The organism is Streptomyces sp. N50 (genome assembly GCF_033335955.1).
In the GTDB taxonomy this organism is placed as follows: domain Bacteria; phylum Actinomycetota; class Actinomycetes; order Streptomycetales; family Streptomycetaceae; genus Streptomyces.
Genome location: NZ_CP137549.1, coordinates 6,260,436 through 6,284,769, shown reverse-complemented (window position 1 = coordinate 6,284,769; position 24,334 = coordinate 6,260,436). Strand labels below are relative to the sequence as shown.

The 24,334-nt window shown below is 70.1% G+C and carries 21 protein-coding genes; 12 read left to right on the top strand and 9 right to left on the bottom strand.

The genetic code is table 11. The annotated features are described in order from the left end of the window. Positions 1-37 precede the first annotated feature (37 nt). Genes R2B38_RS28470 through R2B38_RS28455 form a run of 4 tightly spaced genes read right to left on the bottom strand, consistent with a single transcriptional unit; the run spans position 38 to position 4,425 of the window. Positions 38-721, bottom strand: coding sequence for an ATP/GTP-binding protein (locus R2B38_RS28470; protein ID WP_318018786.1), 684 nt, complete (start codon positions 719-721; stop codon positions 38-40). Then, entirely contained in the window at positions 702-1,115 is a 414-nt protein-coding gene (locus tag R2B38_RS28465; RefSeq protein WP_318018785.1) for a DUF742 domain-containing protein, read from the bottom strand. Before R2B38_RS28465 ends, R2B38_RS28470 begins: the two co-directional genes overlap by 20 nt. Beyond that, positions 1,112-1,615 carry a roadblock/LC7 domain-containing protein gene (locus tag R2B38_RS28460; RefSeq protein ID WP_033282122.1) on the bottom strand — a complete coding sequence of 168 codons (504 nt, stop codon included), beginning with the start codon at positions 1,613-1,615 and terminating at the stop codon, positions 1,112-1,114. Before R2B38_RS28460 ends, R2B38_RS28465 begins: the two co-directional genes overlap by 4 nt. Beyond that, positions 1,612-4,425, bottom strand: coding sequence for a nitrate- and nitrite sensing domain-containing protein (locus R2B38_RS28455; RefSeq protein WP_318018784.1), 2,814 nt, complete (start codon positions 4,423-4,425; stop codon positions 1,612-1,614). The genes R2B38_RS28460 and R2B38_RS28455 overlap by 4 nt, the downstream gene beginning before the upstream one ends. Before the next feature lie 341 nt (positions 4,426-4,766). On the opposite strand from R2B38_RS28455, the gene R2B38_RS28450 reads away from it, so the two are divergent. Then, entirely contained in the window at positions 4,767-5,555 is a 789-nt protein-coding gene (locus R2B38_RS28450) for a protein phosphatase 2C domain-containing protein (protein ID WP_318018783.1), read from the top strand. Positions 5,556-5,588: 33 nt separating this feature from the next. Here the strand turns inward: R2B38_RS28450 and R2B38_RS28445 are convergent, their stop codons facing one another. Both R2B38_RS28445 and R2B38_RS28440 read right to left on the bottom strand, forming a co-directional pair. Further along, positions 5,589-8,306: a hypothetical protein gene (locus R2B38_RS28445; RefSeq protein ID WP_318018782.1), complete on the bottom strand. Its 2,718-nt coding sequence runs from the start codon at positions 8,304-8,306 to the stop codon at positions 5,589-5,591. 80 nt (positions 8,307-8,386) lie between these two features. After that, complete coding sequence (locus R2B38_RS28440; protein ID WP_318018781.1) at positions 8,387-8,890, bottom strand: MarR family winged helix-turn-helix transcriptional regulator; 504 nt, start codon at positions 8,888-8,890, stop codon at positions 8,387-8,389. A gap of 201 nt (positions 8,891-9,091) precedes the next feature. Between R2B38_RS28440 and R2B38_RS28435 the strand changes: the two genes are divergently transcribed. Beyond that, complete coding sequence (locus R2B38_RS28435) at positions 9,092-9,916, top strand: lysozyme (protein ID WP_318018780.1); 825 nt, start codon at positions 9,092-9,094, stop codon at positions 9,914-9,916. 76 nt (positions 9,917-9,992) lie between these two features. Here R2B38_RS28435 and lon read toward each other — a convergent pair whose 3' ends face one another. Beyond that, positions 9,993-12,410: an endopeptidase La gene (gene lon / locus R2B38_RS28430; protein ID WP_318018779.1), complete on the bottom strand. Its 2,418-nt coding sequence runs from the start codon at positions 12,408-12,410 to the stop codon at positions 9,993-9,995. A gap of 286 nt (positions 12,411-12,696) precedes the next feature. Here lon and R2B38_RS28425 point away from each other — a divergent pair, with 286 nt between their 5' ends. Continuing rightward, positions 12,697-13,122, top strand: a complete 426-nt coding sequence (locus tag R2B38_RS28425) for a DUF4259 domain-containing protein (protein ID WP_318018778.1) — start codon at positions 12,697-12,699, stop codon at positions 13,120-13,122. Between the two features lie 47 nt (positions 13,123-13,169). Beyond that, complete coding sequence (locus tag R2B38_RS28420; RefSeq protein WP_318018777.1) at positions 13,170-13,520, top strand: hypothetical protein; 351 nt, start codon at positions 13,170-13,172, stop codon at positions 13,518-13,520. Positions 13,521-13,600: 80 nt separating this feature from the next. Here R2B38_RS28420 and R2B38_RS28415 read toward each other — a convergent pair whose 3' ends face one another. Then, complete coding sequence (locus R2B38_RS28415) at positions 13,601-14,032, bottom strand: ATP-binding protein (protein WP_318018776.1); 432 nt, start codon at positions 14,030-14,032, stop codon at positions 13,601-13,603. Between the two features lie 148 nt (positions 14,033-14,180). Here R2B38_RS28415 and R2B38_RS28410 point away from each other — a divergent pair, with 148 nt between their 5' ends. The 4 genes from R2B38_RS28410 to R2B38_RS28395 all read left to right on the top strand — a co-directional run bounded on the left by R2B38_RS28410 (position 14,181) and on the right by R2B38_RS28395 (position 16,345). Next, the gene (locus R2B38_RS28410) at positions 14,181-15,032 is read left to right on the top strand and encodes a helix-turn-helix transcriptional regulator (RefSeq protein WP_318018775.1); all 852 of its coding nucleotides are present in this window, start codon (positions 14,181-14,183) and stop codon (positions 15,030-15,032) included. Between the two features lie 10 nt (positions 15,033-15,042). After that, entirely contained in the window at positions 15,043-15,240 is a 198-nt protein-coding gene (locus R2B38_RS28405; RefSeq protein WP_318018774.1) for a DUF397 domain-containing protein, read from the top strand. A gap of 14 nt (positions 15,241-15,254) precedes the next feature. Continuing rightward, positions 15,255-15,440 carry a DUF397 domain-containing protein gene (locus R2B38_RS28400; RefSeq protein WP_318018773.1) on the top strand — a complete coding sequence of 62 codons (186 nt, stop codon included), beginning with the start codon at positions 15,255-15,257 and terminating at the stop codon, positions 15,438-15,440. 107 nt (positions 15,441-15,547) lie between these two features. Continuing rightward, positions 15,548-16,345: a GNAT family N-acetyltransferase gene (locus tag R2B38_RS28395; RefSeq protein ID WP_318021810.1), complete on the top strand. Its 798-nt coding sequence runs from the start codon at positions 15,548-15,550 to the stop codon at positions 16,343-16,345. Between the two features lie 22 nt (positions 16,346-16,367). Here R2B38_RS28395 and R2B38_RS28390 read toward each other — a convergent pair whose 3' ends face one another. Further along, positions 16,368-17,282, bottom strand: a complete 915-nt coding sequence (locus tag R2B38_RS28390; RefSeq protein ID WP_318018772.1) for a rhomboid-like protein — start codon at positions 17,280-17,282, stop codon at positions 16,368-16,370. A gap of 195 nt (positions 17,283-17,477) precedes the next feature. Here R2B38_RS28390 and R2B38_RS28385 point away from each other — a divergent pair, with 195 nt between their 5' ends. The 4 genes from R2B38_RS28385 to R2B38_RS28370 all read left to right on the top strand — a co-directional run bounded on the left by R2B38_RS28385 (position 17,478) and on the right by R2B38_RS28370 (position 24,278). Beyond that, a complete protein-coding gene (locus tag R2B38_RS28385; protein ID WP_318018771.1) occupies positions 17,478-18,212 on the top strand; it encodes a spermidine synthase in 735 nt (244 codons plus the stop codon). Between the two features lie 113 nt (positions 18,213-18,325). After that, a complete protein-coding gene (locus R2B38_RS28380) occupies positions 18,326-19,066 on the top strand; it encodes a response regulator transcription factor (RefSeq protein ID WP_033282112.1) in 741 nt (246 codons plus the stop codon). After that, entirely contained in the window at positions 19,063-20,169 is a 1,107-nt protein-coding gene (locus tag R2B38_RS28375; protein WP_318018770.1) for an ATP-binding protein, read from the top strand. The genes R2B38_RS28380 and R2B38_RS28375 overlap by 4 nt, the downstream gene beginning before the upstream one ends. A 281-nt stretch (positions 20,170-20,450) precedes the next feature. After that, positions 20,451-24,278 carry a multifunctional oxoglutarate decarboxylase/oxoglutarate dehydrogenase thiamine pyrophosphate-binding subunit/dihydrolipoyllysine-residue succinyltransferase subunit gene (locus R2B38_RS28370; protein ID WP_318018769.1) on the top strand — a complete coding sequence of 1,276 codons (3,828 nt, stop codon included), beginning with the start codon at positions 20,451-20,453 and terminating at the stop codon, positions 24,276-24,278. Positions 24,279-24,334: the final 56 nt, after the last annotated feature.

The following is a 24,334-nucleotide window of genomic DNA, read 5'->3' as shown; positions in this document are numbered from 1 at the left end:
TGGTGGCTCCTTGGTCGCGACCGATCGTGGTCGAGGGCTACTCGGGGGTGACGTCCAGCGCGTGGGCGACGAGCGCGAGCAGGGTCTCGATGGCCGAAATCCGCTGCCGCGCATCCATGATCATGACAGGTACGTGCGCGGGGATCGTCAGAGCCTCCCGCACGTCCTCCGGGTCGAACCGCTCGCTGCCCGCGAAGTGGTTGACCGCGACGACGTACGGCAGCCCGCAGCTCTCGAAGTAGTCCAGCGCCGGGAAACAGTCCTTGAGGCGGCGGGTGTCGGCCAGCACGACGGCGCCTATCGCGCCGCGCACCAGGTCGTCCCACATGAACCAGAACCGCTGCTGGCCCGGCGTACCGAAGAGGTAGAGCACCAGGTCGTCGTCGAGCGTGAGACGGCCGTAGTCCATGGCGACCGTGGTGGTGACCTTGTCCGGGGTGCCGGTGAGGTCGTCCGTCTCCTCGCTGGCCTCGGTCATCAGCGCCTCCGTCTGGAGGGGCTGGATCTCGGAGACGGCGCCGACCATGGTGGTCTTGCCGACGCCGAAGCCGCCGGCCACCACGATCTTCGTGGCGACGGGCGCGCGCGTGCGGTCCTGCTGCCAGGGCCGCAACTGCTCCTCGTCGTCGAGGAGTTGCTTCTCGTCGTTGCGCAGTCGCTTCTCGTCGTCGAGGAGCGGGGAGACGCCGTAGGCGGCGGCGTCAGAGACGGCGGAGTCCACTCAGCACCTTTTCCAGCAGAGCGCGGTCAGGACGGCCCGTACCGTGAGCGGTTCCGGTTCCGTACACACGGATCTTTCCCTGGTCCGCGAGATCGCTCAGGAGCACGCGGACCACACCGAGCGGCATCTTCAGCAGCGCGGCGATCTCGGCCACCGTGCGCATACGGCGGCAGAGTTCGACGATGGCCCGCATCTCCGGCATGACCCGGGTGTTGAGGGAGCCGTTCGTCAACTCCTTGCGCTCCTCCGGGGCTTCGAGCGCCGCGACGAAGGTCTCCACGAGGAGGACATGGCCGAATCGGGTACGGCCGCCGGTGAGCGAGTAGGGGCGTACCCGGGCGGGTTTGCGGTCGCCGCCGCGCACCGGGAGCTTGTTGGGCGTACTGCCGCTCATCGCGCACTCCCCGAGGTCGCGTCTTCGAGGGATTTCCGTAGCTCGCTGCGGAGTTCGGGCGTCAGGACGTGGCCGGCGCGGCCGACGAAGAGCGCCATGTGGTACGCCACGACGCTCATGTCGCAGTCCGCGGAGCCGTGCACGCCGAGCAGCGAACCGTCGCTGATCGACATCACGAAGAGGCTGCCCTCCTCCATCGCGACCATGGTGTGCTTCACCGGGCCTGAGTCCATCAGCTTCGCGGCGCCGACGGTGAGGCTGCCGATGCCGGAGACGATGGTGGCGAGGTCCGCGGCGGAGCCTCGTGGGCCGGTGCGCTTGGCTTCGAGAGCTTCCTTGGCCTCGGCGTTCCTCCCCGGATCGGAGGAGAGGAGCAGCAGGCCGTCGGAGGAGACGACCGCGACCGACTGGATGCCGGGCACCTCCTCGACGAGGTTGCTCAGCAGCCAGTGCAGGTTGCGGGCTTCACTGCTCAGTCCGAAGGTACTGGGCGCGGTCAACTGCTTGCCTCCTCGACGGTGCCCCCCGTGGGTTCTTCGGATCGTGCGGGTGCGCTTCGCGGGGCCGGGACCGGGTTCTGGCCGGTCTGTTCGGCGATCTCCGCTTCTACGTCCTTGTAGCCCGCGGAGGCTCCCGCGCGGAAGCCGCCCAGTCTGCGGCGCAGGGCGTCCGCGTCGACTGTGCCGGTCCGCTGGCGCGGGGCTTGGGCGGGTTGGGTGATCTTGGGGGTGCGTTTGGGGAGGCCCTTGTCCGTGACGGGGTCCTCGTCCTGGGCTCGTTCGTGTTCCACGGCTTCGGCTTCGCCTTCAGCCGTGAATTTGTTCCCACCCGCACCGCCCGTGCGGGCATCGTTGTCGGGTGCGGGTGGCCCCTGTGGGGCGAACTCGCCGTCGGCGGCCGGCCGTTCGTCTGCGGCCGTGGCCCCTCGGTCCTCCGGCGTCAGCGGCAGCAGGAGTTCCATCGTCATCTCCGCAGGAGACTCCGCCGGGATCTCCACCGGATTTCTCACCGGAGCCTGCGCCGACGTCTCCGCCGGAGTCTCCCGTACCGCCTGCTCCGCCAGGGCCACCAGCGGGTCCGTGTGGTCCGAGTGGGCCGAACGGCCTCGCAGGACGTTGGAGTTGGCCTCCGCCGAGGCGCCGGGGAGGGAGTAGGAGTGGGTGTCGCCGGGCTGCGGGGTGGCGGAGGGGACCGCCGACGTGGGGGCCGGTGCCAGCAGCGGGCTCGGGAGGACCACCACCGCCGCGATGCCGCCCTGTTTCTGGTCGCGGAGCTGGACTCGGACGCCGTGGCGGTGGGCCAGGCGGGCCACGACGTACAGGCCGAGGCCCAGGCCCTCCTCGCCCTCCTGGTCGTAGGGGGACTCCGGGTCGAACTCGGTGAGGCGGAGGTTGAGGCGGGCCATGCGGTCGTCGGTCATGCCGATGCCCTCGTCCTGGACGGAGAGCATGACCTCGCCGTTCTCCAGGAGCCAGCCGGAGATCTCCACGGGGGCGTCCGGCGGGGAGAACGAGCTCGCGTTCTCCATCAGTTCGGCCAGGAGGTGGCTCAGGTCGTCGGCCGCGAAGCCCGCCACGTGCGCGTGCGGGGGGAGGGCTGAGATGCGGACGCGTTCGTAGCGCTCGATCTCGCTGACCGCCGCGCGGACCACGTCGACCAACGGGACGGGTCCGGCGTGCTGTTGGACGTGCTCGGTGCCGGCGAGGACGAGGAGGTTCTCGTTGTGGCGGCGCATGACCGTGGCGAAGTGGTCGAGCTTGAAGAGGGTGGCGAGGCGGTCGGGGTCCTGCTCGCGCTCCTCCAGGCCCTCGATGACGGCGAGTTGGCGCTCGACCAGGCCCAGGCTGCGCAGCGCGAGGTTGACGAAGGTGCCGCCGATGCTGGTCCGCAGGCGCTCCAACTGCGTTGCGGAATCGGTGACTTCGGCGCGGAGTTCCTCGCGGGCGTCGGCCATCTTCTGGCGCTGGCCGACGAGGTGCTTGCGGTCGGCCTCCAGGGTGGCGATGCGCTCGTGGAGGGTGGCGGCGTGCGCGTGCAGGGCGTTGACCGAGCGGACGACCTGGGCGAACTCGTCGTTGCGGCCGGTGAACTTGATGGGCTCCTCGGCGCTCGGGTCCTCCGCCTCGGCCAGCCGCGTCGAACCCCGGCGCAGGACCGAGAGCGGGCGGGTGAGGGTGCGGGCCATGGCGGTGGCGATGCCCACGGCGAGCAGCATGAGGGCGCCGAGGATCGCGACGCGGAGTTCCAGCGCCTTGACGTCGTCGTCGCGGAGCCGGGCGAGGTCCTTGCCCCGGTCCACGTAGAGCGCGGACTCCTCGCCGCGCATCAGGTCCACGCGGGCGGAGAGCGCCGCGTCCAGCTTCTTCGTGCTGGTGTCCAACTGGTCGTCGGACAGCGTGGGTTGGGCGGTGAGGGAGGCGAGGTACTTCTCGGCGGAGTTGACCTCGGACCCGGTGACCGTGGAGTCGTAGCCCGCGACGGTGTCCTTCGTCGCGCTGTCGCGGAAGTCGGCGAGGGCCGCGTCGGAGCGCAGCCGGGCCTGCTGGGCGGCGGCGCTGAGGGCGTCGCGCTGCTTGCTCTGGGCCTTGGTGGAGGTGGTCTCGGTGACAGAAAGACCGGTGATGGGGCTGATGACCGTCTCGGTGGTCGTCGGCACGTTCAGGGCGGCGAGGAGCAACCCGCGGGTGGCGGCGGCCTGTTGGACGGCGGCGTCGAGTTCGGCGAGCGCGTAGGCGCCGGAACCGGCCCGCGGCGGCATCTTCTCCGCCAACTGCTCGGCCAGCCGGTGCAGTTCGGTGATGGCACCGGAGTACGCGTCGTGCGCCTCCAGCGCGCTGCTCTTGCCGGTGAGCGCGGCCCGTCGTACGGCGGCGACGTCGTCGAGGTCCGAGCGGAGCGCGGCGGGGATGTCGGTGTCGGCGCGGAGTTCCTCGACCTGCCGGTCCACGCGGGCGCTGCGATCCTCGTCGGGGGCCTGGGACTTGGGGCGTCCGGCGGCGATGTACGAGGTGACCGCGTCCCGCTCGTCGGCGAGGGAGTGGGCCAGCGACAGCGCGTCCTGGGTCTGCCCGGAGAGCGTCACCAGGTCCTGGGAGTCGCTCAGTTGGCCCGAGGCGGTGATGAGGGAGGGGACACCGGCCGCGGCGATGGCGGCGGCCACGACAGCCACGGCGATGATGAGCCGGTTGCGTACGTGGGTACGGCGCCCGCTGCCCGCGGGGTCGGGCACGGCGGCACCGGTGGCGCCCCCCTGGGGGGCCGTCTGCTTGCCTGTGCGCCGCGGCCGCTTCTTCTGCACCGGTGCTCGCATTCCTGACTCGTGATACCCATGGGCCCGGGTGACGCTCCGTCATCCCGGTACGGCGACCCTCCCAGTGCCGGTAGGCAGTGGTCGCGCATCGTCCGGCCCGCCACCCGAAGGAGTGAACCCCGGACGGGAGTTGGCGGGCAAGTTCCGGCGGCCGCTCCAAAGGGCCCGCGCGCGGCGCCGGTTGGACGTGAGCGGCGTGCTTTGGCAGGATTCGCCGCCACGCATTCCCGGAGTGATCCATTCCAGCCCAAACCAGGCGTCTGACCTGCGGGACTGCGCTTATTCGACCATGAGTGCCAACGTTTTGCGGAGCCTGTGAAGAGGTCGTGCAGACTGGCCGTATGCGTACGGAACTTGTGTCGGAACCCGGCGACCCGGACCGCCCCAACGAGGACTTCGCGAGCGTCGGCCTTCCGGCCTCGGGACAGGGCGGTTCGCTGATCGTCCTGGACGGAGTGACACCGCCGAGAGGCGAGACGGGCTGTCTGCATTCGGTCCCCTGGTACACCGCGCGCCTGGGCGGCGCGCTGACCGAACTGACCGTTTCCTGCCGGGATCTGACCCTGGCGGAGATTCTCTCCCGGGCGATCCTCCGAACAGCTGAGGCCCACGCCACCACCTGTGACCTTTCTCACCCACGCACCCCACAGGCGACCGTGGTGCTGGCCCGCTGGTCCCCCCAGGAGGTCGAATACCTGGTCCTCTCGGACTCCGCGCTGCTGGCCGAATCCCCGTCCGGCGAGGTGACCGTCGTCCTGGACGACCGCCTCTCCCGCCTCCCCCGCTCCGCCCTCGCGACGGACGCCATGATCGACACCACGCTCCGTAACAAGGAGGGCGGCTTCTTCACGGCCGCCGCCGACCCCTCGGTCGCGGCCCGGGCGGTGACGGGCTCACTCCCCCGCACCGCCGTCCGCACCCTCGTCGCCCTGACGGACGGGGCGACCCGCTGGGTGGAGAAGTTCGGCCAGGGCGACTGGGCGGACTGCTTCACTCTCGTACGGAAGGAGGGGGCGGCGGAGTTGGTCGGCCAGGTCCGGGCGCTGGAGCGCGCCGACGCGCAGGAGCGGACGTATCTGCGGCGGAGCAAGACGCACGACGACGCGACCGTTGTGTACGCCGAGCTGTGAGGGCGGTGGCCGCGAGCCGGGCGCTGTCGCGGGTCATGGGCCCGGGGTGACGCTGCTTTCGGCCGAGGGGCGGTTCTCGGGGGCCGAGGGCGCCGTGTTGTCCGGGGTGATCCAGACGCCGACCATGGCGGTCGCCAGCGCGGTGGCCGCGGCGACCAGCACCGTGGTGGCCGGAACGGCGGTCGCCGACAGCGAGCGGAAGTTGCGGATCTGCCCCCAGCGCAGGCCGGCGGCGCGCACCAGGCGGGCTTCCCAGTAGAGGCCGAGGACGAGGAGGACGGCGAGGCAGTTGCCGGTGGCCAGCAGGAGGGAGACGGCGAAGTCGCGTGGTTCCCGGCCGCTGTACAGGAGTTGGGCGAGTTCGGCGGGGAGGACCACGGCGAGCAGACACAGCGCCTTGCCGATGGGACTGCCGCCGCGCAGCCACGAGTAGGCGTAGCCGTAGACGAAGCCGTAGACGGGCCAGCGCAGGGTGTACAGCCACACCTGGAGGTCGCCGATGCCCTGGGCGTCACCGGCCGCCAGCGAGGGCACCGTGTACCCCATCCACGGCAGGCACAGGACACCGAGCATCACAGCCGCAGCCACCCCGTTGCGCAGGGCGGTGCGGCCTCCGGACGTGCCCAGGGCGGCCAGCCGGAGGGCGGCCGAGTGCTGCGGTGCCGTGCCGCGGGAGCCCAGTGCGCCGAGCCCGAGCCACCGTTCGTTCCAGGCGCGCGCCGTCAGCTCTCCGGTGGCGAGGGCGACCCGCGAGGAACCGAGGAACTCCCGGCGGCCCGCCGCCAGGGCCTGTTCCTTCAACAGGGCGTGCACCATCCGGTTGTGGGCGAACGCCGGCGTGCGGTGGAGGCGGGCGGCCCGCGCCTCGTCGCTGGGCGGCAACAGCCAGGAGAACCCCAGGGCGGCGATCACCAGCGCGAGGTAGTAGCCGCTGCGCTGCCATTCCTCGTCGAAGACGGCGAACCCGTAGAAGGCGAACCCGGTGCCGACCGCGGCGATGCCCAGCCCCACGACGGCCGTGCGGACGTGCCGGGGCCACTCCCCCGGTGCGTTCCCGTGCACCCGGAGATACGCCAGGGGGAAGCACAGGAGCAGGATCAGCACGCCCGCCAGGGGCCAGGTCGCGGCGACACCGGGCAGCATGCCGACGACCGTCCAGGTCCCGTCGTACTGCTCCGACCAGCCGTAGGCCCAGTGGTGATCGACCGCCGACTCGGCCAAGGAGGCGGCCAGCACGAGGCCCGCCGCCGGCATCAGCCATCTGCGCCGCGTCTCCACGGCGCCCACGGCCAGCAGGATCGCGGGCCAGCCCCAGTCCAGGGCCGCCAGAGCCAGGGAGTTCACCGCGGGCCAGACGGCGAACGGCCTTCCGTCGCCGTTGTCGGGCAGTCCGGTGCCCGGACCCGCGGCCAGCACCGCGAGCCATACGCAGCCCGCCGCCGTGCCGGCCCAGCGCCGCCCGGCCGGCCCCCACGCACCTCGCCGCAGGCTCCATGCCACGCCCGCGGTCGCGACGACCGCGAAGGCCACCGGCACCAGGGGCCAGGCAGTACGTCCCGTCACCGCGAGGACACCGGCGGGTATCAGCAGGACGGCGCTCGGAAGCAGCAGCCCCAGGAGCACGGACGGACGCGGCGGGCGGCCCGTGAGCACCCGCACCGCGACACCGGCCAGCAGGAACGGCAGCACCACCCACCACCAGACCGCGAGCACCGCCCCACGGCCCGGATACGCCCACCACGGCTGCGAGAGGCCCACCCCGGCGAGGGCGTACTCCAGCGCCGCTCCCGTCACCGCGCATCCGGCCACGGCCGCACCGGTCCAGCGGCGCCGGGTGGCGGACGGCGCCCACTCCCGTACGAAGGGAAGGACCCACCGGACGGTCATCGCCACCACGGCGAGCGCGAGCCAGGACGCCTCCCGGCGGGCGGGCAGATGCTTCTGCAGCGCTTCGCCGATGCGGGCGATATTGCTCAGATGCTCCGCGCCCGGAGTGTCTGGACCGCCGAGTTCCACGGTCACGCGGCTGAGACCGCCGGGCAGCAGCAGTCGGGCACGATGGGGGCTCTGGCTCAGAGTCGTCCCGCCGTCGAGGCCCACGATGAGGCGGTCCGGCGACTCGACGGTGACGGTCCAGCGGTCGTAGATGCCGCGCGCCCCCAGCCACTCCTGTTCGGGTTCGACGGTGAGGGCCGTGTGACCGTCCAGGCAGTCGTATGCGGTGCCCCGCCAGTCCGTCTCGGCGAGGTCGGTCGCGTACACCGTGGACTTCGGCCGCTGCTGCTTGAGCCCGTCGTCGTCGGGGCCGAACCCGAACCCCTGGGAGTCGCAGTCGTCGGTCGCGCCGCCGATCAGGACGCTGAACGGCAGCCATGTTTCGAGGTCGTCGGAGTCGCCCCGCAGATCCTCGACCATGGGGTCGTCGGGACGCAGGGCCACGGTGTGCCGTGCCGTGGCGTGCCAGTAGCCCGAGTTCGATCCGCTTCCCGGGACGATGCGCACGAGCGTCTCGCCGGTCCGGGGCGGGCGGTCCTCGGCCCGGTACTTCCGCTCGGCGGCTTTCAGCTTCTGGTCGGCCTTCCCGTCCCCCGCGTCGGCGTCCGCGTTCCGCGCCTCGGACATCGCGTGGACGTACACCCGCGTGGCGGTCCGCACCCACTCCACGTGTGCGCCCAGCGGAGCCAGGACCGCGGTCGCGGCCAACAGCCCTCCCCCGAGCATCCGTCCGTACCGCCGGATCACTCCAGCCATGCCCATCGCCCCCGTCCCCCGACGGGCGCCAGGGTAACGGCCGGACTCCCCGTCGCGGAGGTCTCTCGCGCGACCCGGTGCTACTTCTCCATGACCCCGTTCAACTGGTGGATCAGCCGGGCCAGTTCGGCGACCTCGCGGCGGTCCCAGTGGGAGAGCTGGCTGACGTAGCGCGCCCGCCGGGCCTCGCGGACGTGGGCGACGCGGCGGCGGCCCTCGTCGGTGAGGTCGACCAGCCAGGCGCGGCCGTCCGCCGGGTCGGGCTCGCGGGCGATCAGGCCGAGGTCCTCCAGGGCGCGCAGCTGGCGGGACATCGTGGCCTTGCCGACGCCGATGTAGGCGGCCAGCTCCGTGGCCCGCTGCCTGCCGTACTCGTCGAGCCGGACCAGCAGGCCGTACGCGGCGGACTCCAGGTCGGGGTGGACCTCGCGGGCCATCTCGCCCTGGTTGGCCCGGGCCCGGCGGAAGAGGAACGTCAACTCGCGCTCCAGGGACAGGTATTCGTGGTCGACGGCGAGTCCGTCGGGGCCCACGGGCAGCCCGTCGTCGTCTCTGTCCTCGTCCTTGTGCACGTCAGCACCCATGGTCCGCTTTCCCGATCGTGAAAGTTTCCGCCAAAGACCGTCATCGCCGCAGCTCCGCCAGTATTTCGCAGGGCTAGACCAACGGCGTCGTCCGGACCCCCTTCCCACCCGGTGCGCCGCGTGCGTAGCTTCTTCACCAGGCGCCAGCTGGCATGCCCACGCCATCCACAGCACGTCCTTCCCCCCTCACGGAGGCACGCCATGCCCGCGCCCGGACCCCGATCACCAGGCCCACGCCTGCGGCACCTCTCCCTCGCCCTCGCCCTCTCCGGACTCCTCCTGGCGGGCCTCACGCACCCGGCCGGCGCCGCCACGGTCCCCGCCCGCGGCTCCGCCCACCTCGGCATCGGCGTCCTGGCGCACGACGGCCAGGACGGCACCCCGACCGGCGGTGACGCCACCCAGACGGAGGGCGTCGACGTCAGCGCCTACCAGGGCAACGCCGCCTGGTCGACCCTGTGGAGCAGCGGGGTCAAGTGGGCCTACACGAAGGCGACCGAGGGGACGTACTACACGAACCCGTACTTCGCCCAGCAGTACAACGGCTCCTACGGCGTCGGCATGATCCGCGGCGCCTACCACTTCGCGACCCCGGACACCACGAGCGGCGCCACCCAGGCCAACTACTTCGTCGACCACGGCGGCGGCTGGTCCAAGGACGGCCGCACCCTCCCCGGTGTCCTCGACATCGAGTGGAACCCGTACGGCGCGTCCTGCTACGGCAAGTCGGCCGCGGCGATGGTGAGTTGGATCGCCGACTTCCTGTCCACGTACAAGTCCCGCACCGGCCGCGACGCGGTGATCTACACGGCGACGAGCTGGTGGTCCGACTGCACGGGCAACTCCAGCGCCTTCACGTCCGCCGACCCGCTGTGGATCGCGCGGTACGCCGCGGACCCGGGGACGCTGCCGGGCGGGTGGTCGTTCTACACGATGTGGCAGTACACGTCGTCCGGGACGACGGTCGGGGACCACGACAAGTTCAACGGCGCGCTGGACCGGGTGGTCGCGCTCGCCAACGGGTGAGGAGCCGTCAGTACTACGGCGATGGCCCGGGCCCCACTTGAAGGGACCCGGGCCTTCACCTACCGGTGGACGTCCGTCACGCCGCCACCGGAACCTCCGACGTCGCGCCGTTCGTCGCCGGCGCCAGCGCCAGCTCCAGGACCTGGCGGACGTCCGTCACCGCGTGGACGTCGAGCTTGTCCAGGACCTCGGCCGGGACGTCGTCCAGGTCGGGCTCGTTGCGCTTCGGGATGATGACGGTGGTGACCCCGGCCTGGTGCGCGGCGAGCAGCTTCTGCTTCACGCCGCCGATCGGGAGGACCCGACCGGTCAGGGAGACCTCACCCGTCATCGCCACGTCCGTACGGACGAGCCGGCCGCTGAGCAGCGATGCGAGAGCGGTCGTCATCGTGACACCCGCGCTCGGGCCGTCCTTCGGCACCGAACCCGCCGGGAAGTGGATGTGCACACCCCGGTCCTTCAAGTCGCCCACGGGCAGCTCCAGTTCGGCACCGTGCGAGCGGAGGAAGGACAGGGCGATCTGCGCGCTCTCCTTCATCACGTCACCGAGCTGACCGGTCAGGGTCAGACCCGCCGCGCCCGTCTCCGGGTCGGCCAGCGACGCCTCGACGTAAAGGACGTCACCGCCCGCGCCGGTGACCGCGAGGCCGGTGGCGACACCGGGTACGGCCGTCCGGCGCTCGGCCGGGTCCTGGGCGGACTCGGGCACGTGGTGCGGCCGTCCGATCAGCGCGCGCAGATCGGCGTCGGTCACCGTGAACGGCAGCTCCCGCTGGCCCAGTTCGTGCTGGGCCGCGATCTTGCGCAGCAGCCGGGCGACGGACCGCTCCAGGGTGCGGACGCCCGCCTCACGGGTGTACTCACCGGCGAGCTTGCGCAGCGCGCTCTCGTCGATGACGACCTCGTCGTCCTTGAGCCCCGCCCGCTCCAGCTGACGCGGGAGCAGGTGGTCACGGGCGATGACGACCTTCTCGTCCTCGGTGTAACCGTCCAGCCGGACCAGTTCCATACGGTCCAGCAGTGCCTCCGGGATGGCTTCGAGCACGTTGGCCGTAGCCAGGAACACCACGTCGCTCAGGTCGAGTTCGACCTCCAGGTAGTGGTCGCGGAAGGTGTGGTTCTGCGCGGGGTCGAGCACTTCGAGCAGGGCGGCGGCCGGGTCGCCCCGGTAGTCGGACCCCACCTTGTCGATCTCGTCGAGCAGAACCACCGGGTTCATGGACCCGGCCTCCTTGATTGCCCGGACGATACGACCGGGCAGCGCACCGACGTACGTACGCCGGTGACCGCGGATCTCGGCCTCGTCCCGAACCCCACCGAGCGCGACCCGGACGAACTTCCGCCCCATCGCGTGCGCGACGGACTCACCAAGGGAGGTCTTGCCCACACCGGGCGGACCGACGAGGGCGAGCACGGCACCACCGCGGCGCCCACCCACAACTCCCAGTCCCCGCTCCGCGCGCCGCTTGCGCACGGCCAGGTACTCGGTGATGCGCTCCTTCACGTCGTTCAGACCGGCGTGCTCGGCGTCGAGGATCGCCTTGGCGCCCTGAATGTCGTACTCGTCCTGGGTGCGCTCGTTCCACGGCAGTTCAAGAACGGTGTCGAGCCACGTCCGGATCCACGACCCTTCCGGCGACTGGTCGGAGGAGCGCTCCAGCTTCTCGACCTCCTTGAGCGCGGCCTCGCGGACCTTCTCAGGCAGATCGGCGGCCTCGACCCGAGCCCGGTAGTCGTCGGACTCCTCACCGTCGCTCGTGTCCCCGTTCAACTCGCGCAGTTCCTTGCGGACGGCTTCGAGCTGGCGCCGCAGCAGGAACTCACGCTGCTGCTTGTCGACGCCTTCCTGCACGTCCTTGGCGATGGTCTCGGCAACGTCCTGCTCGGCGAGGTGGTCGCGCAGGTGCTGGGTGGCGAGCTTCAGCCGGGCCACCGGGTCGGCGGTCTCCAGCAGCTCGATCTTCTGCTCGGTGGTGAGGAAGGGCGAGTACCCGGAGTTGTCGGCAAGCGTGGACACATCATCAATGGCCTGCACGCGGTCGACGACCTGCCAGGCCCCGCGCTTGCGCAGCCAGGCGGTGGCCAGCGCCTTGTATTCCTTCACCAGTTCAGCGACCGAGCCGGGCAGGGGCTCGGGCAGGCTCTCGTCGAGCGCGGTGCCCTCGACCCAGAGCGCGGCACCGGGCCCGGTGGTCCCGGCCCCGATCTTCACGCGGCTGCGGCCGCGGATCAGCGCACCCGGATCGCCGTCGGCCAGCCGGCCGACCTGCTCGATGGTGCCGAGCACACCCGTGCTCGCGTAGGTCCCGTCGATCCGTGGCACCAGCAGGACCTTGGGCTTTCCGGGCTCGGACCGCGCGGCGGCCTGGGCGGCCTCCACGGCGGCGCGTACATCGGTGTCGTTCAGGTCCAGCGGAACCACCATTCCGGGCAGCACGACCTCGTCGTCGAGCGGCAGCACGGGCAGGGTGAGCGGTGTGGACGTCGAAGCCATGATCTCCCCTTAGGCAGTCAAGTTGAGCTATGCCGACTCAATGCTTGGGCGTCTTCGATTGTTCCCCACCTGTTGTTCGCTGTGAGCGATCGGCGGTGGCGCGCTGGGCTCTGTGCAGGTCAACACGGAAATGGGGTGGGGGCTTCCCGGGGGGGGCGGGGTGCGTTGGAGGGGTGCGCTGACGGTCGGTATCGGCGGTGGGTATCGGCGGTCGATGTCAGTGGCGCCTGCCACGATCCCCTGACACGACGCCATCACGATCACGATCACGGTTCAGGAGAGACGTATGGGCACCTGGGACACCGGCCCCTTCGACAACGACACCGCGGCGGACTGGTGCGGCGACCTCGACGACGCCTCTCCGGACGCGCGTCAGGGCTTGGTCCGCGACACACTCGCCCGGGCGGCCGACACCACCGACTACCTCGACGCGCGCGTCGCCGACGAAGCAGTCGTGGCAGCGGCTCTGGTCGCCGCGCAATGCCCCGGCGGCGAGCCCGCCCACCCCGTCTACGGACCGGACGAGCCGCTCCCCGACCTCACCGGTCTACGCGCCCTCGCCCTCCAGGCCCTCGACCGCGTCATGACCGAGCCGTCCGAACTCCTGGAGCTCTGGGAGGGACCGGACGGCAGCCCCTGGCGGGCGACCGTCAGCCGACTCCGCAGCACGCTCGCGCCCCAGCCGCCAGGAGAACAGCTCAGCCTCACCTGAACCCCCGCCGACAGCGCAACCGCCCGTTCCCGATCCGGAAGGTCCACATGAGCTGGGACGTCCTCCTCCTCAACCTGCCCGACGACATCACCTCGGCGCAGGACATACCCGACGACTACACCCCGCGCCCACTCGGCCGACTGCACGAAGTCCTGGCGACAGTGACCCGGGCCGAACCCGCAACCGACCTCGCGGATCCCACCTGGGGCGACCTCACTGGACCCACCTGGTCCATCGAACTCAGCATCGGCTCGGAAGATCCCGTGGACTCGATCATGTTGCACGTGTGGACCGGGACATCCTGGATACGGTCGAGGCTGCTACTCCCGATCCAGCCGACTCGGCCGAGGCATGCCCGACCCGAACGTGCGGGGACGCTCGGCGCTCGCGGAGGGTGAGGCGCGGAACTGTGACAGTTTTCGCGGAAGTGTCACGTTTCTACGGGGAGGGTGTCCTCCGGCGGGGGTCGGCGACGATCTCACACCGCCACGTGCCCCGGCACGCCTGACATCAGCTCGAACCACACAACCTTCCCCTGTGCCGGCCCCATCGCGAAGCTCCCCCACGCATCAGCGCAGAGCTCCACTAGGGCGAGCCCACGACCGCCTTCGGCATACGGCTCCGGACAGCCCGCCGGGTACGGCACCAGGAATCCCGTGTCCCAGACGCTGGCCCGCAGCCGTTTGTCGGCCCACTTGAGGCTGAGGGAGGCGGGGCCGGGTGCGTGCCGCCAGGTGTTGGTGAGGAGTTCCGAGGTCAACAGGACGGCGGTGTCGGCGAGTTCGGGGAGGGCGTGGCGGGCGAGGACGGAGTGGACGGTGTCGCGGGCGATGGCGGGGGCGAGGGGGTCGTGGGGGACGCGGAGGATGTAGTGCCACTCGGAGGGGGGTTCGGGCAGGCGTTCGTCCATGGCAACTCCTGAGCTACAGAAGGAGGTTGACGGCTCTGTGATCGGCCAGGCACTCACCGTAGGGCAGATTGGGAAACATCTGCTACCACTTCGCGCTATTTCGCCTACGACTAGACCCGATCGTGTGGCGCGGGCAAGACTGTCGCCCATGCCACCGAGGACATCGCCGACCCTGCGACAGCTGCGACTGGGTACCGAACTGCGGCGCATGCGTGAGCAGTCGGGGCTCAGCATCAACGAAGCGTCCACCGCACTCGGCGTCAGCCGCACGCACATCACCAACGTGGAACTGGCCCGCTTCGGAGTGAGCGAGCAGCGGGTGCGCACCCTCGCCGGGATCTACCGCACTCCGGACGAGTCGTACGTCGACGCCCTGGTCGGCATGGCCCAGGACCGCAGGCCCGGCTGGTGGGAGGAGTACCGCGGCGCCCTCGCCACGGGCGCGCTGGATCTCGCCGAGCTGGAATTCCACGCGGTGAACCTGCGCATGTTCGCTCTGGTACACGTGCCGGGCCTGCTCCAGACCGAGGAGTACGCCCGTGCCGTACTGGCAGAACGAGTGCCGCCCTGGCCCGGCGCCGAGCTGCGCCGACGGCTCTCCTACCGGATGAAGCGGCGCGACATCCTCGACCGGGACGATCCGCCCGCGTGCGCGTTCTTCCTCCACGAGGCGGCGCTACGGCTGCACTTCGGCAGCCCCGACATCATGCGTGCGCAGTTGAAGGAGCTGGTCGAAGCCTCACGTCGGCGGAACGTCACCGTAAGAGTCATCCCGTTCAGCGCGGGTGGCTTTCCGGTGCCCGGACTCACCATGTCGTACGCCTCCGGCCCCGTGCCCCAACTCGACAGCGTGCAGCTCGACACCGCGATCGGCGCCGAATTCCTCGATGCGCCCACCCAGTTGGCGAACTACCGTGTGCTCGTGGAGCGCATCACCAAGGCCGCGCTTCCACAGAAGGAGTCACGTGAGTTCATCAACTCCGTGGCACAGAGCGTCTGAAGGCGGGAACATGCCCAGGTTCACTTGGCAGAAGTCGTCCTACTCCGGCTCGGCGGACAACAACTGCGTCGAGCTCGCGGCATCGGACACCACCCTCGCCCTCCGCGAAAGCGACGCCCCCACCGTCGTGCTCCACACCGACCGCCCCCAACTCGCCGCCTTCCTACGGCACATCAAGACCACCACCCCCCGTACCGTCTCGCTGTGAAAGAGGTTGGGGACATGCCCGAGATCGCCTGGCAGAAGTCGTCCTACTCCGGATCGGGAGAGACGAACTGCGTTGAAATCGGCGCCACTCCACACACCCTCGCCCTCCGCGAAAGCGACGCCCCCATCGTCGTACTCCACACCGACCACCCCCAACTCACCGCCCTCCTACGGCACATCAAAACCACCACCCGCCGATAACCAGTTGCCCCAGCTCGCACACCTCCCCGTACCGTCACCCCGTGACAGAACCGGAAACCGAGACCCAGCCCCAGACCCAGGCCCTCCTCGCCGCCTACGACAACCAGATGCGCGGCACCCCACCCATCCCGCCCGCCGGAGTGACGTACGAGAAGGACGGGCCGCTGCTGCGGACGGTCGGACAGTTCAGGGGGTTCGTGAGCGGCCCGCACGACCTGGGGGTGGAGGGACCGGAACTGGACGAACTCATCGTCCGGCAGCGGGAGTTCTTCGCGGCGCGCGGGGAGAGTGTGGAGTGGAAGACGCGTTCCCATGACGTGCCCGCCGACCTCAGCGACCGGCTGCGCGCGGCGGGGTTCGTGCCCGAGGAGCAGGAGACCGTACTGATCGGGCTGGCCGAGGAGATGGCCGTAGGAGAGCCCGTGTTGCCGGACGGGGTCACGATCCGTCGGGTCACCGCCGTGGCGGACCTGCGGCGGATCGGCGCCCTGCAGTCGGCCATCTGGGACATGGACCTGAACTGGCTGGCCACCGACCTGCTCGGCCGGATCGCCGCCGCTCCGGACGACATGGCCGTGTACGCCGTGGAGGCGGAGGGCGAGATGGTCTCCGCGGCCTGGCTCGCCTTCCGGCCGGGGACGGAGTTCGCGAACATGCTGGGCGGCTCGACAGTCGCCGAGTGGCGCGGCAAGGGCATCTACCGCGCCCTCGTCGCCGTCCGGGCCGCTCTCGCCGTCGCCCGCGGAGTGCCGTATCTGCAGGTGGACGCCTCGGACGACAGCGCGCCGATCCTGCGCCGGCTGGGCTTCCGGGCGATCACGACGACCACGCCGTACGTGTGGTCACCCGAGCAACCGGCCGGCCAGAGCGCCGACTTGGCATCCGGGGATCAGACGGGGACCTGAACGCGGGGAGCTGGGCGGGGAGTCAGGCCCCCGCGGCCTCAACCCGAGCCGCCCCAGCCACCGTTGCCGCCCGGTTCACCTGCGCCGTCCGTGCCCAGCGCCGTATCAGCGGCCAGGTCGCGACGCCTATCGTCAGCGAGATCAGGTGGCCCCAGTTCGTCATGGGGTCGGTGAACGCGATCAGGTCGGTGACCAGTGACCAGCCGAACAGGGTGATCAGCGGGAGGCCGAGCCACGGGCGGAGCAGGCCGGACAGCGCTCCTATGCTCGTCGCCACGCCGAAGCTGATGCCGTAGTCGAGGCGGTGGAGGGAGCTGTCGGGGAGGTGGCCCACCAACACCGCGATTCCCACGGTCCCTTCGGTCGCCAGCGTGGCCACTATGTGGCCGAACAGGAAGACACCGGCCGCCCGTACCCCGCCGATCCGGCGTTCCAGCGCGGTCAGCACCAGCAGGAACAGGAACGCGTACGGCGACACCATCCCGCCGACGATCCACAGCGCGGACGCGACCAGCACAAGGAACGGGTCGCGGAGGAGGTGGGTGACGTCCGTGCTGGACGCCTGGTGCAGCTCGTTCACGAACGTGGGATCGGCGTACTGCGCGACGAGTGAGGTGACGACGAGCAGCACGCCGTAACAGAAGGTGAACGGTGTCCCGGTCGGCGTCGGCAGGAGGCGCCAGGGGCGGACGCGGCGCAGCGCGGTCAGAACGTACGGCTCGCCAGGAACGGCAGGGGTGGACGCCGCGACGGACACCGCCGCCGGGGTCGCAGTGCCGAACCTCAACTCCCCGGCCCCGTCCAGCACTTCCCGCTGTCTCGGCATCGCGTCCAGCAGACCGGAATCCAGGGGCGTAACCGACCCGGACTCATCGGCCAGGGGCCCGCCCGAAGGCGTGGCGGAGGCCTGGGTGTCGGCCGTCGCGATCCGTTCCACGGTGAGGCGCTCCTTCCGGTTCACACCCCACCCTTCGCCGTCCCACCAGCCGCTGTCTATGACCGACGCCACGCGAGAGCCGATTCACAGCAACCTGAAAGGCTTCTTGCGCGTCCGCAGGTACCTTGCACCCGGACGTGTTCACCCTGGGTTAATTCGGCTGCACGATCCGGTGAAACTGCCAGGATGGATCGCATGACCACCCCGTACGACACCGCTGTGTACGACAACTCCGCGCACGACAACTCCGCGTACGACTCCCCCGTTGTCCTGGACCGTCGCGAAGGCCCTTACGGCGAGGTGGTGCTGCGCCGGCACGGGGAGTTGCTGCAGATCATCGCCAACGGGTGCTTCCTGATGGACACTTCGGACGGGCGGTCGGAGCGGCTGCTGGTCGACGCCGCCCGCGACGCCCTCGACCCGCGCCCCGAACCCGGCGTACCGCCGGACGTGTTGATCGGCGGGCTCGGCGTCGGCTTCTCGCTCGCGCATGCCGCCGCCGACTCCCGCTGGGGTCACATCACGGTCGTCGAACGGGAACCCGCGATCGTCGAATGGCACCGGTCGGGTCCCTTGTCGGCGCTCTCCGCCGCCGCTCTCGCCGATCCGCGGACCGACATTGTGAAAACGGACCTAGTCGCATTCGTCAATGAGACTTGCGCCACTTTCGACGCGCTCTGTCTCGACATCGACAACGGCCCGGGCTGGACCGTCACCGAGGGCAACGACAGCCTCTACTCGCCGGCCGGACTGGCAAGCTGCGCAAGGGTGTTGAGACCGGGCGGGGTACTCGCCGTATGGTCGGCGCGGCCCTCTCCGGAATTTGAGCGAACCTTATGGAATGCCGGGTTCCAACAGGTGCGTACCGAAGAGATCCCGGTTGCCCGAGGAGTTCCCGACGTCGTGCATCTCGCCGTACGACCTGGATAGCAAAGGCGACGTCACTCCCCGTACTCTGCTTCCCTGACGCCGATCATTCAAGCGTCAAGCGCAGTCATGGGATCACCCCACTGGTTCCGGAAAGCACACTTCAGGGGCGGGCGATGGAGCAGACACACACCTCCCACAACGGTACGGCCACGGCCACGCCGGGCGCGCAGCGCCGGGTGCTCGTGGTCGAGGACGACCCGACGATCGTCGACGCCATCGCGGCCCGTCTGCGCGCCGAGGGATTTCTCGTGCAGACCGCGGGCGACGGGCCGTCGGCCGTCGACACCGCCGAGGCCTGGCAGCCCGATCTGCTGATCCTCGACATCATGCTGCCCGGCTTCGACGGGCTGGAGGTCTGCCGCCGTGTGCAGGCCGCCCGCCCGGTGCCGGTGCTGATGCTCACCGCGCGCGACGACGAGACCGACATGCTGGTCGGGCTCGGGGTCGGCGCCGACGACTACATGACCAAGCCGTTCTCGATGCGGGAGCTGGCGGCGCGTGTGCACGTCCTGCTGCGCCGGGTGGAACGTGCCGTGGTGGCCGCGTCCACCCCGCGCTCGGGCATCCTGCGCCTCGGCGAGCTGGAGATCGACCACGCGCAGCGCCGGGTACGGGTGCGCAGCGAGGACGTTCATCTGACGCCCACCGAGTTCGACCTGCTGGTGTGCCTGGCGAACACCCCGCGTGCCGTGCTCTCGCGCGAGCAGCTGCTCGCCGAGGTGTGGGACTGGGCGGACGCCTCCGGCACCCGCACGGTCGACAGCCACATCAAGGCGCTGCGCCGGAAGATCGGCGCCGAGCGGATCCGCACGGTGCACGGCGTGGGCTACGCACTGGAGACACCGACGCCATGAGCGACGGGCCGACGTCACGGAGGAGCCCCGGGGAACCCTGGGGCGGCGTACGCCCGTTCTCGATCAAGACCAAGCTGGGCGCGCTGGTCGTCATCTCGGTGCTCATCACCACCGGTCTGATGATGATCGCCATGCGCACGGCGACGGAGCTGCGCTTCATCACAGTCTTCTCGATGATCGCCACACTGCTGATAACGCAGTTCGTGGCGCATTCGCTCACCGCGCCGCTGGACGAGATGAACACGGTGGCCCGGTCGATCTCGCACGGTGACTACACGCGCCGGGTGCGCGAGAACCGCCGTGACGAACTGGGCGACCTGGCCGCGACGATCAACGTCATGGCCGACGAGCTGGAGGCCCAGGAGCGCCAGCGCAAGGAACTCGTCGCGAACGTCTCGCACGAGCTGCGCACCCCCATCGCGGGCCTGCGCGCCGTCCTGGAGAACGTCGTCGACGGCGTCTCGGCCGCCGATCCGGAGACCATGCGGACGGCGCTGAAGCAGACGGAGCGGCTCGGGCGTCTCGTGGAGACGCTGCTGGACCTCTCCCGGCTGGACAACGGCGTCGTACCGTTGAAGACCCGCCGCTTCGAGGTGTGGCCGTATCTCTCGGGCGTGCTCAAGGAGGCCAACATGGTCGCCTCCGCGCGTGCGGGCATCGCGTCGGGCTCGGGGAGTCACACGCGCACGGACGTCCATCTGCACCTGGACGTGTCCCCGCCGGAGCTGACCGCGCTCGCCGACCCGGAGCGCATCCACCAGGTCGTCGCCAACCTCATCGACAACGCCGTGAAGCACAGCCCGGCGCACGGGCGCGTGACGGTCAAGGCGCGGCGCGGGTCACTGCCGGAGTCGCTGGAGCTGGAGGTCCTGGACGAGGGGCCCGGCATCCCGAAGGCGCAGTGGGCGCACATCTTCGAGCGGTTCAACCGGGGAGCGGTCAGCTCGCCGCACGGACCGGGCAGCGACGGCGGTACGGGCCTCGGCCTGGCGATCGCCCGCTGGGCGGTGGATCTGCACGGCGGCCGGATCGGTGTGGCCGAATCCGACCGCGGTTGCAGGATCATCGTCACTCTCCCGGGACTGTCTTCCGTGCCAAGTTGACGTAAAGTTCGAACCGGAGCGCCAAGATCCACGACTGCCCGCGCTGACGGACACGTGTGATCAGGCACAGGCCCGCGCCGTTCGCGCGCCCGGCACGCATCCACGCGCCCCTTCTGCAGCGGAACCACGCTTGTTTCCCGCCATTTCAGGCCTCGAAACACACTTTCCGATGTGACTTACGCGACGATGGACCGGCCCGACCTGACCTTGGCGGTCATGGGGGCGTAGCCTTAATTCCCGCTGTCCATCACCTTGTGAAGCGGAAGAGGGCGGTTGCCGCCGTGTCGTCACAGTCCCCCAGTAACTCGACCATCTCGACCGAGTCCGACCAAGCCGCGGGTAAGAATCCCGCGGCGGCGTTCGGGCCCAACGAGTGGCTCGTCGACGAGATCTATCAGCAGTACCTCCAGGATCCGAACTCGGTAGACCGAGCCTGGTGGGACTTCTTCGCCGACTACAAGCCGGGCGCGGCTGCCGCCCCGACCTCGACTTCGGCGGGTACTGCGGCCGCGGGGGCCGCAGCGCCCACCACTCCAGCCCCAGCGGCACCCGCCGCCCCGGCTCCGGCTCCGGCCGCTCCTGCCGCACCCGCGCCCGCCGCTCCGGCGGTCCCCGCGCCGGCGCCCGCAGCCGCCGCTCCGGCGCCGGTGAAGGCCGTAGCCCCGGCTCCCGCGCCTGCGAAGGCGGCGGTCCCGGCCGCTCAGCCGAAGAAGGCGGAGCCCGCGGCCGAGGCCTCCGGTGGCCCGGAGTTCATCACGCTGCGCGGTCCCGCCGCCGCGGTCGCGAAGAACATGAACGCGTCGATCGAGGTCCCCACCGCCACGTCGGTGCGCGCGGTCCCGGTCAAGCTGCTCTTCGACAACCGCATCGTCATCAACAACCACCTGAAGCGCGCCCGGGGCGGGAAGATCTCCTTCACCCACCTCATCGGCTACGCGATGGTGCAGGCCATCAAGGCCATGCCGTCGATGAACTACTCCTTCCAGGAGAAGGACGGCAAGCCGACCCTGGTCAAGCCGGAGCACGTGAACTTCGGTCTCGCCATCGACCTGGTGAAGCCGAACGGCGACCGCCAGCTCGTCGTCGCCGGCATCAAGAAGGCCGAGACGCTGAACTTCTTCGAGTTCTGGCAGGCCTACGAGGACATCGTCCGCCGCGCCCGCGACGGCAAGCTGACGATGGATGACTTCACGGGCGTCACCGTGTCGTTGACCAACCCCGGCGGCCTCGGCACCGTCCACTCGGTCCCCCGCCTGATGCCCGGTCAGTCGGTCATCATGGGCGTCGGCTCGATGGACTACCCGGCGGAGTTCCAGGGCACCAGCCAGGACACCCTGAACAAGCTCGGCATCTCGAAGGTCATGACGCTCACGTCGACCTACGACCACCGGGTCATCCAGGGCGCCGCCTCCGGCGAGTTCCTGCGGATCGTCGCGAACCTCCTGCTCGGCGAGAGCGGCTTCTACGACGAGATCTTCGAGGCGCTGCGCATCCCGTACGAGCCGGTCCGCTGGCTCAAGGACATCGACGCGTCGCACGACAACGACGTGACGAAGGCCGCCCGCGTCTTCGAGCTGATCCACTCCTACCGGGTCCGCGGCCACGTCATGGCCGACACCGACCCGTTGGAGTACCGCCAGCGCAAGCACCCCGACCTGGACATCACCGAGCATGGTCTGACGCTCTGGGACCTGGAGCGGGAGTTCGCGGTCGGCGGCTTCGCCGGCAAGTCCCTGATGAAGCTGCGCGACATCCTGGGCGTGCTGCGCGACTCGTACTGCCGCACCACCGGCATCGAGTTCATGCACATCCAGGACCCGAAGCAGCGCAAGTGGATCCAGGACCGCATCGAGCGCTCGCACTCCAAGCCGGAGCGCGAGGAGCAGCTGCGCATCCTGCGCCGCCTGAACGCGGCGGAGGCCTTCGAGACCTTCCTGCAGACGAAGTACGTCGGCCAGAAGCGCTTCTCGCTCGAAGGCGGCGAGTCGGTCATCCCGCTCCTCGACGCGGTCATCGACAGCGCGGCCGAGTCGCGCCTCGACGAGGTCGTCATCGGCATGGCCCACCGCGGCCGCCTGAACGTGCTCGCGAACATCGTCGGCAAGTCGTACGCCCAGATCTTCCGCGAGTTCGAGGGCAACCTCGACCCGAAGTCGATGCACGGCTCCGGCGACGTGAAGTACCACCTGGGCGCCCAGGGCACCTTCACCGGCCTGGACGGCGAGCAGATCAAGGTCACCCTCGCGGCGAACCCGTCCCACCTGGAGACGGTCGACCCGATCATCGAGGGCATCGTCCGCGCCCGCCAGGACATCATCAACAAGGGCGGCACGGACTTCACGGTCCTCCCGCTGGCCCTGCACGGTGACGCGGCCTTCGCGGGCCAGGGCGTGGTCGCCGAGACGCTCAACATGTCGCAGCTGCGCGGCTACCGCACCGGCGGCACGATCCACATCGTCATCAACAACCAGGTCGGCTTCACGGCCGCTCCGGAGTCCTCGCGTTCTTCCATGTACGCGACGGACGTGGCGAGGATGATCGAGGCCCCGATCTTCCACGTGAACGGCGACGACCCGGAGGCAGTGGTCCGCGTCGCGCGCCTGGCCTTCGAGTTCCGTCAGGCGTTCAACAAGGACGTGGTGATCGACCTCATCTGCTACCGCCGCCGCGGTCACAACGAGTCGGACAACCCGGCCTTCACCCAGCCCCTGATGTACGACCTGATCGACAAGAAGCGCTCGGTGCGCAAGCTGTACACCGAGTCGCTGATCGGTCGCGGCGACATCACCCTTGAGGAAGCCGAACAAGCCCTCCAGGACTACCAGGGCCAGCTGGAGAAGGTCTTCACGGAGGTCCGCGAGGCGACGGCCCAGCCCGGTGCCGTTCCCATGTCGGACCCGCAGGCGGAGTTCCCGGTCGCGGTCAACACGGCGATCTCCTCCGAGGTCGTCAAGCGCATCGCCGAGTCCCAGGTCAACATCCCGGACAACTTCCACGTCCACCCGCGCCTGCTGCCCCAGCTGCAGCGCCGGGCGACGATGGTCGAGGACGGGACGATCGACTGGGGCATGGGCGAGACGCTGGCGATCGGTTCGCTGCTGCTGGAGGGCACCCCGGTACGCCTCTCCGGCCAGGACTCCCGCCGCGGCACGTTCGGCCAGCGCCACGCGGTCCTCATCGACCGGCAGACGGGCGAGGACTACACCCCGCTCCAGTACCTCTCCGAGGAGCAGGCGCGCTACAACGTCTACGACTCGCTCCTCTCCGAGTACGCGGTCATGGGCTTCGAGTACGGCTACTCGCTCGCCCGTCCCGACGCGCTCGTGATGTGGGAGGCGCAGTTCGGCGACTTCGTCAACGGCGCGCAGTCCGTGGTCGACGAGTACATCTCGGCGGCGGAGCAGAAGTGGGGCCAGACGTCCGGCGTCACGCTCCTGCTCCCGCACGGCTACGAGGGCCAGGGCCCGGACCACTCCTCGGCCCGGGTGGAGCGCTTCCTGCAGCTCTGCGCGCAGAACAACATGACGGTCGCGATGCCGACCCTCCCGTCGAACTACTTCCACCTCCTGCGGTGGCAGGTGCACAACCCGCACCACAAGCCGCTGGTGGTCTTCACCCCGAAGTCGATGCTGCGCCTGAAGGCCGCCGCGTCGAAGACGGAGGAGTTCACGACGGGTCAGTTCCGCCCGGTCATCGGCGACGCGACGGTGACGGACCCCGCGTCCGTCCGCAAGGTCGTCTTCGTCACCGGCAAGCTCTACTACGACCTTGAGGCCGAGCGCGCCAAGCGCGGCACCACGGACGTGGCGATCATCCGCGTCGAGCGCCTGTACCCGCTGCCGGGTGCGGAGCTCCAGGCGGAGGTCAACAAGTACCCGAACGTCGAGAAGTACCTGTGGGCCCAGGAGGAGCCGGCGAACCAGGGTGCCTGGCCCTTCATCGCCCTCAACCTGATCGACCACCTGGACCTCGCGGTCGGCGCGGACGTGCCCCACGGCGAGCGACTGCGGCGCATCTCGCGCCCGCACAGCTCGTCGCCGGCGGTGGGTTCCGCGAAGCGTCACCAGGCCGAGCAGGAGCAGTTGGTGCGGGAGGTCTTCGAGGCGTAACCGCCCCGAACCACCGCACGCGGCCGGGCCGCACCCCCACTTCCGGGGGTGCGGCC

Coding starts and splice junctions, on each gene's coding strand:
- R2B38_RS28450 (WP_318018783.1), top strand. CDS start 4,767: ATGCGTACGGAACTTGTGTCGGAACCCGGCGACCCGGACCGCCCCAAC.
- R2B38_RS28395 (WP_318021810.1), top strand. CDS start 15,548: ATGCGCGGCACCCCACCCATCCCGCCCGCCGGAGTGACGTACGAGAAG.
- R2B38_RS28385 (WP_318018771.1), top strand. CDS start 17,478: ATGACCACCCCGTACGACACCGCTGTGTACGACAACTCCGCGCACGAC.
- R2B38_RS28440 (WP_318018781.1), bottom strand. CDS start 8,890: ATGGGTGCTGACGTGCACAAGGACGAGGACAGAGACGACGACGGGCTG.
- lon (WP_318018779.1), bottom strand. CDS start 12,410: ATGGCTTCGACGTCCACACCGCTCACCCTGCCCGTGCTGCCGCTCGAC.
- R2B38_RS28425 (WP_318018778.1), top strand. CDS start 12,697: ATGGGCACCTGGGACACCGGCCCCTTCGACAACGACACCGCGGCGGAC.
- R2B38_RS28405 (WP_318018774.1), top strand. CDS start 15,043: ATGCCCAGGTTCACTTGGCAGAAGTCGTCCTACTCCGGCTCGGCGGAC.
- R2B38_RS28410 (WP_318018775.1), top strand. CDS start 14,181: ATGCCACCGAGGACATCGCCGACCCTGCGACAGCTGCGACTGGGTACC.
- R2B38_RS28445 (WP_318018782.1), bottom strand. CDS start 8,306: ATGGCTGGAGTGATCCGGCGGTACGGACGGATGCTCGGGGGAGGGCTG.
- R2B38_RS28415 (WP_318018776.1), bottom strand. CDS start 14,032: ATGGACGAACGCCTGCCCGAACCCCCCTCCGAGTGGCACTACATCCTC.
- R2B38_RS28435 (WP_318018780.1), top strand. CDS start 9,092: ATGCCCGCGCCCGGACCCCGATCACCAGGCCCACGCCTGCGGCACCTC.
- R2B38_RS28465 (WP_318018785.1), bottom strand. CDS start 1,115: ATGAGCGGCAGTACGCCCAACAAGCTCCCGGTGCGCGGCGGCGACCGC.
- R2B38_RS28380 (WP_033282112.1), top strand. CDS start 18,326: ATGGAGCAGACACACACCTCCCACAACGGTACGGCCACGGCCACGCCG.
- R2B38_RS28420 (WP_318018777.1), top strand. CDS start 13,170: ATGAGCTGGGACGTCCTCCTCCTCAACCTGCCCGACGACATCACCTCG.
- R2B38_RS28375 (WP_318018770.1), top strand. CDS start 19,063: ATGAGCGACGGGCCGACGTCACGGAGGAGCCCCGGGGAACCCTGGGGC.
- R2B38_RS28400 (WP_318018773.1), top strand. CDS start 15,255: ATGCCCGAGATCGCCTGGCAGAAGTCGTCCTACTCCGGATCGGGAGAG.
- R2B38_RS28455 (WP_318018784.1), bottom strand. CDS start 4,425: ATGCGAGCACCGGTGCAGAAGAAGCGGCCGCGGCGCACAGGCAAGCAG.